This window comes from Pseudescherichia sp. (genome assembly GCF_031987975.1).
Taxonomy (GTDB): Bacteria; Pseudomonadota; Gammaproteobacteria; order Enterobacterales; family Enterobacteriaceae; genus Pseudescherichia.
The window spans coordinates 304,685-319,020 of the sequence record NZ_DALZYX010000004.1; the positions used below are offsets into that span (position 1 = coordinate 304,685).

The following is a 14,336-nucleotide window of genomic DNA, read 5'->3' on the forward strand; positions in this document are numbered from 1 at the left end:
CTACAGCTCGATGGTGAGCGTATTACTTTCAGCGCTCACCACCACGCCCCACTCGCTGCCAGCGGATGTGCCGCCTTGCACGCCGCCAACCTGCGTTACGTTGCGCAGGCAGAGCGTCCAGCCCTGCGCCTCGCCGGAACCCACTACGCGCAGCGTATTACCCTCACGCTTAACCTTCAGGGTAAACATCACCGCGCCGTCGTCCCCGGGCACCTCGCAGGTAGCCTCGTAACCATCCTCAAGGGCAAAGAGCTGGAAGGCGGTTCCCTCGTGCCACGCGTAGTCCGGCCGCTGGTCGTTGCTCCCCAGCGCCAGCAGCGTGTTGTTGCGCACATAGACCGGCAGGCTCATAAAATCGTGCTGCTGTCTGTGCCAGCGGCTGCCCTGTAGCTCATCGTTGCGCCACAGATGCGTCCAGCGTCCCTCCGGCAGATAGAACTGCACGTCACCCGCCTCAGAGAAGACCGGCGCAACCAGCACGGCGTCGCCGAGCATATACTGGCGGTCGAGGTAGTCGCAGGCGGGATCGTTCGGAAACTCCAGCATCATCGCCCGCAGCATTGGCGTACCCTGCTCACGAGCCAGCGCCGCCTGGCGGTAGAGGTAGGGCATCATGCGGCATTTAAGCTGGGTAAAGTGGCGCACCACGTCGCAGGACTCTTCGTCATAGGCCCAGGGCACGCGATAGGATTTGCTGCCGTGCAGGCGGCTGTGGCTGGAGAGCAGCCCGAACGCGCACCAGCGTTTATAGACATGCGCCGGAGCGGTATTCTCAAAGCCGCCGATGTCGTGGCTCCAGAAACCAAACCCGGAGAGACCAATCGACAGCCCGCCGCGCAGGCTCTCCGCCATCGATTCATAGTTGGCGTAACAGTCGCCGCCCCAGTGCACCGGGAACTGCTGCGCCCCTACCGAGGCCGAGCGGGCAAACAGCACCGCCTCGCGCTCGCCCACCGTCTCTTTCAGCACGTTCCACACCAGCTCGTTGTAGATATAGGCATAGTGGTTGTGCATCTTCTGCGGATCGGCGCCGTCGAACCATTGAACGTCGGTAGGGATGCGCTCGCCAAAGTCGGTTTTAAAGCAGTCGACGCCGATCGCCACCAGCTTCTTCAGTTCGTCGGCGTACCAGCGGCAGGTCTCTGGGTTGGTAAAATCATAGATTGCCAGCCCCGGCTGCCACTTGTCCCACTGCCAGAGCGAGCCGTCCGGGCGCTTGAGCAGGTAGCCTTTCTCCTTCAGCTCCTTAAAGCGCGGCGACTTCTGCCCAATGTAGGGGTTGATCCAGACGCAGATTTTCAACCCCTTCGCCTTCAGGCGGCGGATCATGCCCTCTGGATCCGGGAAGGTGACCGGGTCCCACTCAAAATCGCACCACTGGAAGGCCTTCATCCAGAAGCAGTCGAAGTGGAAAACGTGCAGGGGCAGATTGCGCTCGGCCATGCCGTCGATAAAGCTGTTTACCGTGGCCTCGTCGTAGTTAGTAGTAAACGAGGTGGTGAGCCAGAGACCAAACGACCACGCGGGCGGCAGCGCCGGACGGCCGGTGAGCTGCGTATAGCGGTTCAGGACATCCTTCGGTGTCGGGCCGTCGATCACGAAGTACTCAAGGTGCTCGCCCTCAACGCTGAACTGCACCTTCGACACCTTTTCCGATCCCACCTCAAAGGAGACGCACTCGGGATGGTTCACCAGCACACCGTAGCCGCGATTGGTGAGGTAGAAAGGGATATTTTTGTACGCCTGCTCGGTGCTGGTGCCACCGTCGCGGTTCCAGGTCTCCACCGTCTGGCCGTTGCGTACCAGAGCGGTAAAACGCTCGCCCAGGCCATAAACAGCCTCTCCGACACTCAAATCCAGCCGCTCGAACAGGTAGTTTTTCCCATGATGCGCATCCTGCACGTAGCCGCTGTTCTTCAGCTGGCTGCCGGTGATCCTCACGCCGTTGCGCAGAAAATCCAGCGACCACGTCTCGCCTTTAGTCACCCGTGCGGTGAGGTTGCCGGAGGTCAGGGATGCGAACGTCTCGTCGTTTTGTACTTCAACCTCAACGTCTTTTTGCACGTTCAGCGGGTAGTGTGGGCCATTATCCAGCGCGCCCTGGAAGTGCTCCATCCGCACGCCGATCACGCCCTCCTGCGGCGAGAAGAGACGCAGAGTAAAAAGCGGGGTATCCAGCTGCCACGTCCGCTCGCGCACGTCACGCGGCGCGGCGTGGATTAACAGCTCGCTGCCTTGCTGCTCTACGTCAAAAACCTGCACCGGAGAGATCACGTTAAGGCCGGGTTGAATAAGCCAGTTTCCATCACTGATTTTCATGTTCTGTTCCTTTTAATGCGTTAATTCTTTGCCGATCGATTCCTGGTCAAACGCCTGCTGGTTGCGGCGTGCGCCCACGGCGAGCTGCTGCATCATGGCGGTCAGGAATGGGGTTTTCAGGGTGTAGAAGCGTTTGGCAACGATGGCGCTCAGCAGGTAGCAGACCGCCGGGACGAGGGTAAAGAGGGCAATAATGATGGTAATGGTGGTGCCGTTCTGCGCTTTCGCTGCTGCATCATAACCGCCGCCCGCCAGCGCCCAGCCGATCACCGCCCCGCCGAGAGCGAGGCCCAGCTTCAGCACAAACAATGTGCCGGCGAAGCTGATCCCGGTCAGACGCTTGCCGTTGCACCACTCGCCATAATCGACGGTGTCGGACATCATGACCCACTGGATCGGCGTCACCAGCTGGTGCAGGACGCCAATCACGAAGATAAAACCAAACATGGTGAGGCTGGCGCTCATCGGCACGAAGAACATCGCCACACTCAGGACCGCCAACGCCGCGTTGGTCCACCAAAAAACGCTAACCTTGCACTTCCAGTCGGTGAGCGGTTTCGCCAGCGCGCTGCCGATTAGGTTGCCGACGCAGTAGGTTGTGAGGAAGGCAACAAACACCTCCGGCTGGCCGAGGATCCAGGTAACGTAGTACATCATCGCCCCGCCACGCACGCAGACCGCGAGGATATTTAACAGCGTCAGGAAGCCAACGATGCGCCACTGGTCGTTGTTCCAGATATCGCGCAGATCTTCCCGCATCGGCGTGGTGCTCGGCGGCACCTGGATACGCTCGCGGGTAGTAAAGAAGCAGAAGGCGAGCATCAGGAACGCCACTACCGAGAGCACCGCGATGCCGCCCTGAAAGCCCAGCGCCTTATTCTCGCCGCCGATCAGATGCACCAGCGGCATCATCAGCACCGTGGAGAGCATGCCGCCCGCCGTCGCCAGCACAAAGCGCCAGGACTGGAGCGAGATACGCTGAGTTGGGTCGTTAGTGATCACCCCGCCGAGCGCACAGTAGGGAATATTAACCACGGTGTAGAGGAGCGTCAGCAGCGTATAGGTGACGGCGGCGTAGACCAGCTTGCCGCTGTGGCTGAGGTCCGGCGTGGTGTAGGCCAGCACGCAGACGATGCCGAAGGGAATTGCGCCGAACAATATCCACGGGCGGAACTTGCCCCAGCGGCTGCGGGTTCGGTCGGCAATCAGGCCCATGCAGGGATCTGAGATGGCGTCCAGCGCGCGCGCCAGCAAGAACATAGTGCCGACAAAGCCAGCAGGGATACCAAAGATGTCGGTGTAGAAAAACATCATGTACAACATGACGTTATCGAAGATGATATGGCTGGCGGCATCGCCCATGCCGTAGCCAATCTTCTCCTTTACAGAAATAATCTGACTCTTCATTTTTCTTATCCTTCAGGTAAGGAAACGTTCTGAGACCGGTTGCAGTCGTTGTAAACCATCCCTCCTGGCGCGGGTATTCCGTTTTCTGGTTATCAAATTACGATTCTTGTTTTCTGTGATCGCGGTAGGCTAAAAAGGCGGACTGGATTGTAACTTACGGAAACTATAGGGTTTTAACCAAAACGACGGATGGCAACGAAACGGGATAGTGAAAAAAGCGCTAATAGATGTGTGTAAAGGCAGGAAAGTAGCTATAATGCGCCCGCCTCCATGTAGCAATGCAGGCGCGGAAGATCGTCGTCTCCGGTGAGGCGGCTGGACTTCAAATCCAGTTGGGACCGCCAGCGGCCCCGGGCAGGTTCGACTCCTGTGATCTTCCGCCAGTTTGCTTCTTTTGAAATACACTCTTCCAGATAAAATCTCCTGCAATATCTGCACTTACTACCAATTATATTCCTCCACAATCGATCTTCTTATCGGATTAGGTTAGCCGTACTCCCGAACTGATAGCCAGGAACGAAACGTTATTTGATGCAATGAGCGATAAGTGCTAACGCAGCAGGGTTCATCCTAAATCTCTGGCATACTACGCAGATTGATACGTGCTTAGAGAAGCTAACGTGGAGGGGCTATGGCGGGTGAAAACTTAACGCAATCACCAGCAGGCGAATTTTTGATGTTTACCAGTGGTGATGGCAAAGTACGCATCGAGTGTCGTTTCGAAAGCGATACGCTGTGGCTCTCTCAGGCAATGATTTGCGAACTTTATGGCAAAGCTAAGGCAACCATAAGCGGTCACATAAAGAACATCTTCGAAGATGGTGAACTTGATGGAAATTCAGTTGTTCGGTTTTACCGAACAACTGCTGCTGATGGAAAAAACTATCAGGTTCAATATTTTAACCTATCACTTATTCTTGCTGTAGGTTACCGCGTCCGCTCTCCTCGCGGCGTCCAATTCCGCCAGTGGGCAACCCAAACGCTGCAAGAATATTTGATTAAAGGGTTCGTTATGGACGACGAGCGGTTGAAAAATCCGCCTGTTGGCTCATCCGTTGTGCCTGACTACTTTGATGAGATGCTCGAACGCATCCGTGATATCCGCGCCAGCGAACGGCGGGTTTATCTGCGGGTGCGAGAGATCTTTGCGTTAGCCGCCGACTATCAGCCGTCCCTGAAAGAAACCACACAGTTTTTCCAAACCATCCAGAACAAGCTGCATTTCGCTTGCACCGGCCACACTGCCACAGAACTTATCCACAAACGTGCTGACGCCAATAAACCGCATATGGGCTTAACCAATTGCAAAGGCGACGAGGTACGTAAATGCGATGTAACGGTAGCCAAAAACTATCTTACCAGGATGAGGTCAGCGAACTTAATCGCGTAGTTAACATGTGGTTGGATTTTGCCGAAGATCAGGCCCGTCGCCGTAAGCAGATCTTTCTTCATGAATGGCAAGACAAACTGAATCAGTTCCTACAATTTAACGACCGCGATGTCTTACAAGGCGCAGGTAAAATCAGCAAGAGAATAGCCGATGAAAAAGCGCAGACAGAATATAGTCACTTTGCCGAGCAACAACGGCGCTTAAAAGAAGCTGAAGGTGAGAAGGATATCGCTGCGTTGATTCAGTGGGAAAAAGAACCCAAAAGTTAGCCTTAAACGATAATCAAATCTTTAAAATATATTATGCCGCTGTGCTATTGAAAGCACAGCGGTTAATTCCCATCACCGAAACACCCTTTCCCCAATCTTCCGAACCACCCCATCGCTCACATTCATCTCGGCATTCGTCTGGGTGATGTAGATCGCCATATAAACAGGCGATTCCCCCATGGGATACACAGCGGCAATAATAGCCCTTGAGCCGTAGCCGCCTGCGCCAGTCTTATCCACGATGGTCCAGCCTTTGGGCAGAGCGGCGCGCAGCAGGTTGTCGGCCACCTTATCCTCCCGCATCCAACCTTCCAGCACCGTTCGATGCGAGGGGGTTAGCAGCGGCGTTGCCAGCAGCTTATGCACTCCTGCTGCCATACGTTCTGGCGTTGAGGTGTCGCGCTCATCTCCTGGCGTGGCCTCATTGAGCGTCGGCTCGGTGCGATCCAGCCGGGTGACGGTATCGCCGCTCTCACGCATAAAGCGCGTCACCGCTTCAGGACCGCCGAGGTAAGTCAAAATGCTGTTGCCTGCCGTATTATCGCTATAGCTCACCGCCGCCGCGCACAGGGTTTGCAGGGTAATGGTCGCCGGGGCAACATAGTTTTTGGCGATCGGAGAGTAGCTCAGCAGTTCGTCAGACTTAATAGTGACTGTCTCATTCAGCGAGCCAGAGGTCTTATGCAGACGATCGAGCAGCGCGGCACAGGCGAGGACTTTAAAAGTGCTGGTTAAGGGGAAACGTTCACTCTGACGGTAGCCAAAAATCGGCTGGCCCTCGGCGCTGACGATGGACATGCCAATTTTACCCGGCAGGCGCGCCTCCTCCTGCTTCAAAAAGGCCTGTAGCCCTTCGGTATTGATCGCCTGAGCCTGCTGGCACAGCACGCAAAGAAGAAACAGTACCCCGCCGATAGTGCGCTTCACATCAGAATTCCTTTCCGCCACCTGTTATGTCATGACATTAGCATACTTCGTCTCACGTTACGGTAGCGCGACGGCGGGGCTTAATAGATGAAACCACGGCATCCTTTTAGCTATATTCAACCTATATAGAAAATATCACGCTAGTGCTATATACTTTCCATATAGTCATAAGAGAGAGAGGTAAATCATGGCTCCTGGTTCTGCAACTAACGCCATTGCGACCGCTAAACGCCGTTCACGTAACGTTAAAAGCAAAGCGGAAACCCGCGCACCCGCTGCGCCGAAGAAGTTTCTTTTCCAGCTGCGCGCGCGTGACAATGAGTACGGCGTAAGCGAAGAAACCTTCACTCGGCTTATGGAAGCGCTGGAGCTTAACCAGACTGAGTTAGTCCATAAGGCGTTGCGCTACCTGGCGCACGACGTTTTACCGGCTTATGAATTGGATAACGGCCCGCTGACTGACAAACAGCATGCCGCCATTAACCGACTGTCTGGTATGGAAATCACAGACGAAGACCTGGATTCGCCATTATTTAAATAAGCAGGAAGCATATGGCTCATAACTTTAATCCTCTACCGGCAGCTGGCGACATCCTCTGGTGTAAATTCCCGCATGATGAGGACTTAGGCAATCCGGGGCCGTACCCACGCCCTGGGCTTGTTCTGAACGTGTTTACCGACCTTCATGCGGTGCTTATCACCTATGGGACGTCTCAGATCGGTAAAATTTATGATGGTGAGTTTGTCATTGATGATCAACTGGATACGGCCGGGCTTGGCGTTCCGACTAAGTTTGACCTGAACAGGTTGCAAAAACTGCCTTTTAACGATGTATGGTTTCATTCATCATCCGGCGTCACGGTCACGATCCCGTTACCAAAAATGGGTATCATCCCGCCGACGTTTATGCCCGTCATGCGCGCAGCCTGGATGAAACGCCCTGCTAAAAAATAGCTGCTAACCTGGATTAGCGAATAGCCTGCCACAACTCGCCACGTCTTACGTTACGGTAGCGCGACGGCGGGATTTGATAACGCTTTGAAAAGACCCGGGTAAACGACTGCTGAGAGTCAAAACCGTATTTGCAGGAGATGGTAATGATGCTCTCTTCGGTCTCGATTAAATCCTTTGCCGCCTGGCTGAGCTTTTTCTCGCGAATATATTGCGCCAGGCTAATATGCATTACCTGGGAAAAAATCCGCTGAAGATGCCATTTGGAGTAGCCCGCCCGGGCGGCGACCTCTTCAATTCTCAACGGCTTATGCAGGTTATGCTCTATCCAGCTGGCAATATCCTCAATGATATTTTCTGTTTTTACCATAAATTAACGCTCCGGTTAAATTGCCAGCGGATAAGGGTATTAATTGCGCACATGGTCTAGCGGTATATTTCCGCAACGCCATGCATCCGGTTGTCACCGGAGGTTGATATGATTTTATAGGAGGTCGCGCCTTTCTCACTGGCCTCGTGAGATAACGCCTCTGACAGATCGTCCAGAGAGTAAGCGTTGCTGGCGGAGACGACGCCTATTTTCTCTTTACCCGTTGAATCGACAACCGGTTCAGCGGCAATAGCTGCGTTATATGAACCAAACCCCATCAGCAATGCTGCGAGCATTAATTTTTTCATAGCGATAACCTCGTTAAAAATAAATGTTCATCGATAATGAGATGCTGCCCTCAGGTATGAATATAGGCGGTGCGCCTGTCGGAAAACTGACGGTTATCTGACATCCCTGTCAGAATAGCGAGGCTTTACTTAACTTTATTTAACTATGACAATTTGACAGAGAGTATCTCTCGATAATTAGAGTCGAGATCTGCTTGAGCTAATTAGTTCAGCTCATTAATTCTGTGCCTGCTCCAGCGCTTTTTCCGCCCTATTGGCGGCATCGGCATCGCCGTTGCTACGCAGCCCCAGGGCAAGCTGGCGTAGCTGGCCGGCGCTCAGCCCCACCCGCAGGCTGGCTTTGACGTGAGCCAGCAGCTGAGACTCCACGCCCGGCATCGCGGCTAACGCGCCGACGGTAGCCAGCTCGCGGCTCTGCCAGTCCAGGTTGTCGCGGGCAAAGATATCGCCGAAGAGGTGGGTTTGCAGGAACTGGTTGATGACCGGAGCGAAATCAAACAGCGGTCCCTGCACCGGTGCGCCGGATATAGTGGTCTGGTTGGCCGTGCCTACGCGCCGAAGCTCATCGCCAACGGGAACGGGAGCGGAAGGCTCTTTACCCTGCGCGTCGTTGATGCCGCGCGCTTTACGTGCCTCGACCACCTTCATCAGCTCACCCAGCGCATTGAGGCTGCGGGGAAAGCCGGTGTAGGCATAGAGCTGAACGAGGATCTCTTTGGTCTCGTTTACCGTCAGGCCCGCATCCAGCCCCTGGTTAAGGGCGGCGTTGAGCTTCTCCATATTGCCGACCGCCATAGACGCCGCAATCAACGGAATAGCCTGCTGGCGTGCGGTGAGCGTTTCGGCGGTAGTGTGTTGTTCCTGCATTTCTGATGCTCCTGAAGTTACGGGGGCGGCAGCCAAAGCCTGATTCGCGCTGAACATCAGCAAGGCCGCTACCGCTAGGGTTTTAACGTGCGTGGTATTGTTCATCCGTCACCTTCTCCATCCAGTCAGCCGCTTTACCCTCTACCATCCCGGTTAACGCAAGATGCGTCATAGCGCTATCCGGCGCAGCACCGTGCCAGTGTTTAATCCCCGGCGGACACAGTACGACATCACCGGTTTTTATCACCCGCACCGGCTGCCCCTCCTGCTGCGTCAGCCCCGTACCGGAAGTGACAACCAGCCGCTGCCCCGCCGGATGGGTATGCCAGGCTGAGCGGGCGCCAGGTTCGAAGGTGACATACGCCCCCGATACGCCGATATCCTTATCCGCTGCAAACAGCGGTTCAACGCGAACCTGACCGGTGAAGTTCTCCGCTGGGCCAGGAACCGCTTTTTGGCTGCCAGCGGGTGCGATATGAACCAGAGTGTCCTGCTGCTGGGCAACAGACGAGAAGGCGATAAGAGGCAGTAACAGTCCGAGACAGCTGAATTTTTTCATCATGCAGTGCATCCTTTTGGGTTAAAAGTCACTCTGATTCTGGCAAAGGGTCGATGTCGTCAGGCTGACGAGCGCCTGACAATCTTGTCAGTTAATGCCTCTATCGCTCTCTCCGGCGTGGCCTCTGTGGACGGGTCCTTTTCCTGATAAGGATCATCGGCAGCGACTGCAAACGTCAGTCCAAAGGTGTTAACTCCCCCTTCACTGCGCGCAAAAGCTTCTCCCCGGTGCATGATGGCCACCGCGCGGACGATCGCCAGGCCCAGCCCGTGGTGGGTATCGCTTTTGGCGCGGGAAGAGTCCACCCGGTAGAAGCGTTCGAACAGACGCTCTAAATGCTCCGGCGCAATAGGGTCGCCAGGGTTAGATACCGCCACGCAGGCCTGATTTTCTCTTTCGCTTAACCTGACGATCACCGTGCTCTGGGGCGGAGAGTGTCTTGCGCCGTTCTCCAGAAGATTTGCCAGCGAACGATGGAACAGCCGCCGGTCAATATGCGCAACCACATCGCCTTCAACCTGCAGTGAGAGCTGCTTTTCAGCGAAAGAGGGTTCGACGTACTCGGCCGTTTTTAGCGTCTCCTCACGCAGGGAGACCTGAGTCAGCTGGGAGGCGTGCTCGCCTGCATGGGCATGAGAAAGGAACAGCATATCGTTAACGATGGAGGTCATCCGCTCCAGCTCCTCCAGATTTGAGCCGAGCAGCTCTTCAAGCTCCTCCAGCGAACGCCTGCGGGATAGTCCCAACTGGGTCTGGCCGATCAGATTGGTGAGCGGCGTGCGCAGCTCATGGGCTACGTCGGCGTTAAAGCTCTCAAGCTGCCGCCAGGCTACTTCCTGGCGCTCCAGCACGCCGTTGAAGGATGACGCCAGCTGCCGTAGCTCCTCCGGCAGCGCCTCTGCATCCAGCCGCTGGCCGTGATCGCCCGGTGCCAGGTGCTGAGCCTGATCGCTGAGCGCGCCCACCGGACGCAGCCCCACCCTTGCCACAGCGAAGCCCAGCAGCGCCACGATCGGTACCCCCAGGACGATGATAATAATCAGCGTACGGGTGAAGGCCTCCAGCGTGCCCATATAGGGGGTCGAGTCGATAGCCACCACATAGCGCAGATCGGGCCGCTCGCCTCTGGCGGGGATCGTTTTCACCAGCACGAACAGCGAGCAGGCGTCTCCGGTGGCTCCCGGTACCTGATTGACGCCCTCTTTCAGCGAGGGCCAGCTCACGCCCACCGGTGGTGCGCCGCCCAGGCTAAAACGCGCATCGTTGCTGACGATCCAGTAGCGAACCCGCTCACCCTCCGAGCTGGCCAAGTCGGTAAACTTATTCGCCAGTACCGGCCAGCTCTCCGCTGACGTGCGCGACGCAATCCAGGGCCGCATCAGGGATTCGCGAAAAAGTAGCTCGTTGTGCATCTGCTTTTGCAGAGACTCATGCAGAGAGCTTCTCAGCACAATGCCAAATACCGCTACGATGAGTAAGGCACTTATGGCGAACATTAGCGCCAGATGGCTGGAGATAGCGCGTTTAAACATACTTTTCGCCCTCGCTTAAGGAGGAAATCAGGAGCGGATTTCAAGGACATAGCCCATCCCGCGCACGGTATGCAGCAGTTTGACCTCGAATGGCATATCGATCTTGGCGCGCAGGCGCTTAATCGCGACCTCGACAACGTTGGCATCGCTGTCGAAATTCATATCCCACACCTGCTCGGCAATCATCATTTTTGACAGGATCTCCCCCTGGTGACGGGCCAGCAGGCTGAGCAGGGAGAACTCTTTTGCGGTCAGCTCCAGCCGGACCCCGGCGCGGAATACCCGACGGGCCAGCAGATCGAGGTGCAGGTCGTGAATGTGGATCTGGGTGATATCTGCGCCCTCCGTTGAACGGCGGCGCACCAGTGCCTGGATGCGGGCCACCAGCTCAATCAGCGAAAAAGGTTTGGGGAGATAGTCATCCGCGCCAAGGCGCAGCCCTTTCACGCGTTCATCAACCGAGCCGCGCGCCGAGAGCATCAGCACCGGCGTCTGCTTACTGGCCCGCAGCCCCTCCAGCACCCGGTAGCCGTCCATTCCCGGCAGCATGACGTCAAGAATGATGGCATCATAGTCGTACTCCAGGGCGTAGTGCAGGCCCTCGGCACCGTTGGCGGAGACATCGACGGTAAAGCCTGACTCTCCCAGCGCGCGGCTGAGGTAGGTCGATGTCTTCTCTTCATCTTCAACCAGCAACAGTCGCATACGCAGCACCCTTTTTCGCTATGCCGCTGCGCGGCATGATGAGCCATCTTATGTCAGCGCGACCAACGGCTGGCTGACAGCCTCCTGACATTTCTGTCAGAAATGTTAGCGGATCCCACCCGTTTGAAAATGGCGCAAAGAAGCATGACCTTATGAATAGCGTTCATGAGTTACTCAGGATGTTCTTACCATCTACTTACAAAGTGTGATGCCGATCACACACTAAACCTCTTTCAGCACGACTTGCCATCTAAATTGAGTTAGATCACTAAAAATAGTGAAACGTCGGTTCATCATTGCTTAAAAATGTGAGCTAGATAACACATACCAGCCCGAACTTGGGCAATAACCGTTTCCGACGTTCTGCGTAGCGCCGTTTTTCCTCTCTATCTCTATTCAATTCTTTGTCCGCTGCGTTGCAGCGGTCGGCCAGTCTATTGCTTTAAAAAGGGGTATGTATGCGCAAAACAGGTCACATGCGCTGGTTTATGGTTTCGCTGGTGACGCTCGGGACCGTTCTCTGCTATCTAACCAGAAACACCATCTCGGCGGCGGCACCGACGCTACAAACCGATCTGCACATCACCACGCAGCAGTACTCCTGGATTATTGCTACCTTTTCGGCCTGCTACACCATTGCGCAGCCGATCGCGGGGTATATCCTCGACTCCCTCGGCACCAAAATGGGCTATACCATCTTCGGCCTGCTGTGGGGCGTGTTCTGTATTGGCGCGTCGTTCTCTACCAGCTGGACAGGCCTGGCGTTTTTCCGCGGCCTCGGCGGCTTTGCCGAAAGCGCAATGATCCCCGCCGGGCTGAAAGCGGTAACCGAGTGGTTCCCGGACCGGGAGCGTTCTGTAGCGGTGGGCTACTTTAACGTTGGCTCCTCTATTGGCGCGGTGATTGCCCCCCCGCTGGTAGCCTGGGCGATCTTTATGCGCGACTGGCGGCTGGCCTTTATTATTGTCGGCGTCTCCAGCGTACTATGGGCCGCAGGCTGGTTCTTCACCTACAACCGTCCGGCAAAGGCGAAATCCCTCTCCAAAGAGGAGTATCTCTACATTACCGGCGGACAGCCGGAGAAAGAGCACGTGGAGAAGGTGCGCATTGGGCGGCTGCTGAAGCAGCGTAAGTTCTGGGGCATCGCGCTGCCGCGCTTTCTGGCCGAACCGGCATGGGGTACTTTCAACGCCTGGATCCCGCTGTTTATGGTGCATACCTACGGCTTTAGCCTGAAGGATATCGCCATGTTTGCCTGGATCCCGATGCTATTTGCCGACGTGGGTTGCATTGTCGGTGGCTACCTACCGGGGATGTTCCAGAAACTGTTCGGCGTTAACATCATTGTTTCCCGTAAGCTGGTAGTCACTATGGGCGCGGCACTGATGATCTTGCCCGGCATGGTGGGGCTGTTCGGCAGCCCAATGGTGGCGATTGGCCTGCTGTGCGTCGGCGGGTTTGCCCACCAGTCGCTCTCCGGGGCGCTGATCACCCTCTCTTCCGATATGTTTGACTCCGGCGAAGTGGCAACCGCCAACGGCTTTACCGGCATGGCAGCGTGGACGGCGAGCACCTTGTTTGCACTGGTCGTGGGCGCGCTGGCCGATACCGTCGGCTTTAGCCCGCTATTTGCCGTGCTCTCTGGCTTCGACGTGGTCGGTGCCATCCTGCTGTGGATGTTGCTTAAGACACCCGCTCAAACCCTGATCGCGCAAGAAACCTACTGAGTAAAAAAGCGCCATCGGTAACCGCTGTTGGCGCTCATTAAAAACCATTTAATTCGTATAGAATTTCATTCGTTGCTATAAGTATCACTTGTTCGTTAACTACATCGACAAAGGATGACAAGATGGCTCGAATGAACGTTGCTATTGCTGATAAGACACAGTGGCAGGGTATCGATTCAGATGTTTTGCATATCATACTGGAAGGGACCTATCGCTCATTTGTAGACATGATGGGTTATGAGCTTGATAAAGATATTATCGTTACGAACGATTTAGACAGTAAGACGCCCATGATTTTCTTTCCGCTGAATACGCGGGAGGAGCGGGAGAGTTACCATATTACCCTGAAGATCGAGGACACTCGCGATTGGGGAGAGATCGTTTATCAGCTATCCCATGAGATCTGCCACGCATATTGTAACTTTTACAAGGCGAAGGCCACCAAACATAAGTGGTTTGAAGAGGCCATTTGTGAGGCTGGCGCGTTCAGTAACTTAAATAATATTTACCAGAACTGGAGCGGTTTACCCTTTGTAAAACATCCAGCGCTGGAGACATTTCGTCAAGAAATACGTCACTGTCTTGAAAAATTGCTGGAGGGGGTGCCGCAGGGTATTACCACCGGGGATATTCTGGAATTTATTAACGTTAATCTGCCGGTATTTGAAATAAAAAGCATCACCAAAATCTGGGACCTCGATAGCCATATCAAACTACGAGCAGTGTCCTGCTATTTATGCGAACAGCTATTCTATATCGATAGCCGCTACTGGCAATCGGTGCTGCATTTTAATGAGTGGGATGCCTCTACTGATAAAAACTTTGTCAGCTTTATTAACAGCTGGGCGAAGCACGGCGGCAATGATGTGCGCCCCGTTGCTGCCTCGCTAGGTATCCTGCTGATATAAATCAGCTAATGTTTTCCATACATACCTGGCAGCATCTCTGCCTGGCGAACCCCCTCAACCGTGGCTACCTTTAAACCACTATAACGAAGGCGCATTC

The 14,336-nt window shown here is 55.1% G+C and carries 13 protein-coding genes, 1 tRNA gene and 1 pseudogene; 6 read left to right on the top strand and 9 right to left on the bottom strand.

The annotated features are described in order from the left end of the window. Positions 1-2,319 (bottom strand): alpha-xylosidase, encoded by a 2,319-nt coding sequence (yicI, locus tag RTN40_RS09180; protein WP_312228191.1) that lies wholly within the window; start codon positions 2,317-2,319, stop codon positions 1-3. A 12-nt stretch (positions 2,320-2,331) separates the two neighbouring features. Then, positions 2,332-3,726, bottom strand: coding sequence for a glycoside-pentoside-hexuronide family transporter (locus RTN40_RS09185; RefSeq protein ID WP_312228192.1), 1,395 nt, complete (start codon positions 3,724-3,726; stop codon positions 2,332-2,334). Positions 3,727-4,014: 288 nt separating this feature from the next. Here RTN40_RS09185 and RTN40_RS09190 point away from each other — a divergent pair. Both RTN40_RS09190 and RTN40_RS09195 read left to right on the top strand, forming a co-directional pair. Further along, positions 4,015-4,109 (top strand) — tRNA-Sec (locus RTN40_RS09190). Positions 4,110-4,357: 248 nt separating this feature from the next. Next, positions 4,358-5,385, top strand: a pseudogene (locus RTN40_RS09195) (virulence RhuM family protein). Between the two features lie 72 nt (positions 5,386-5,457). On the opposite strand, the gene bla reads toward RTN40_RS09195, so the two are convergent. Further along, on the bottom strand, positions 5,458-6,312 hold the full coding sequence (gene bla, locus RTN40_RS09200) for a class A beta-lactamase (RefSeq protein WP_409418520.1): 855 nt from the start codon (positions 6,310-6,312) through the stop codon (positions 5,458-5,460). A gap of 187 nt (positions 6,313-6,499) precedes the next feature. On the opposite strand from bla, the gene RTN40_RS09205 reads away from it, so the two are divergent. Beyond that, positions 6,500-6,853 carry a hypothetical protein gene (locus RTN40_RS09205; RefSeq protein WP_312228193.1) on the top strand — a complete coding sequence of 118 codons (354 nt, stop codon included), beginning with the start codon at positions 6,500-6,502 and terminating at the stop codon, positions 6,851-6,853. Between the two features lie 11 nt (positions 6,854-6,864). Further along, on the top strand, positions 6,865-7,266 hold the full coding sequence (locus RTN40_RS09210) for a hypothetical protein (protein WP_312228194.1): 402 nt from the start codon (positions 6,865-6,867) through the stop codon (positions 7,264-7,266). A 13-nt stretch (positions 7,267-7,279) separates the two neighbouring features. Here RTN40_RS09210 and RTN40_RS09215 read toward each other — a convergent pair whose 3' ends face one another. The 6 genes from RTN40_RS09215 to RTN40_RS09240 all read right to left on the bottom strand — a co-directional run bounded on the left by RTN40_RS09215 (position 7,280) and on the right by RTN40_RS09240 (position 11,604). Further along, complete coding sequence (locus tag RTN40_RS09215) at positions 7,280-7,633, bottom strand: helix-turn-helix domain-containing protein (protein WP_312228195.1); 354 nt, start codon at positions 7,631-7,633, stop codon at positions 7,280-7,282. 56 nt (positions 7,634-7,689) lie between these two features. Next, positions 7,690-7,941 (bottom strand): DUF1471 domain-containing protein, encoded by a 252-nt coding sequence (locus RTN40_RS09220; protein ID WP_312211689.1) that lies wholly within the window; start codon positions 7,939-7,941, stop codon positions 7,690-7,692. Between the two features lie 216 nt (positions 7,942-8,157). Further along, on the bottom strand, positions 8,158-8,913 hold the full coding sequence (locus RTN40_RS09225) for a carboxymuconolactone decarboxylase family protein (protein WP_312228196.1): 756 nt from the start codon (positions 8,911-8,913) through the stop codon (positions 8,158-8,160). Next, positions 8,891-9,370 (bottom strand): cupin domain-containing protein, encoded by a 480-nt coding sequence (locus tag RTN40_RS09230; RefSeq protein WP_312228197.1) that lies wholly within the window; start codon positions 9,368-9,370, stop codon positions 8,891-8,893. The genes RTN40_RS09225 and RTN40_RS09230 overlap by 23 nt, the downstream gene beginning before the upstream one ends. Before the next feature lie 56 nt (positions 9,371-9,426). Continuing rightward, a complete protein-coding gene (locus RTN40_RS09235) occupies positions 9,427-10,899 on the bottom strand; it encodes a heavy metal sensor histidine kinase (RefSeq protein ID WP_312228198.1) in 1,473 nt (490 codons plus the stop codon). Between the two features lie 27 nt (positions 10,900-10,926). Beyond that, positions 10,927-11,604, bottom strand: a complete 678-nt coding sequence (locus tag RTN40_RS09240; protein WP_312211686.1) for a heavy metal response regulator transcription factor — start codon at positions 11,602-11,604, stop codon at positions 10,927-10,929. 458 nt (positions 11,605-12,062) lie between these two features. Here RTN40_RS09240 and RTN40_RS09245 point away from each other — a divergent pair, with 458 nt between their 5' ends. Next, positions 12,063-13,331, top strand: coding sequence for an MFS transporter (locus RTN40_RS09245; RefSeq protein WP_312228199.1), 1,269 nt, complete (start codon positions 12,063-12,065; stop codon positions 13,329-13,331). Between the two features lie 122 nt (positions 13,332-13,453). After that, a complete protein-coding gene (locus RTN40_RS09250; protein WP_312228200.1) occupies positions 13,454-14,239 on the top strand; it encodes a hypothetical protein in 786 nt (261 codons plus the stop codon). Positions 14,240-14,336 lie beyond the last annotated feature (97 nt).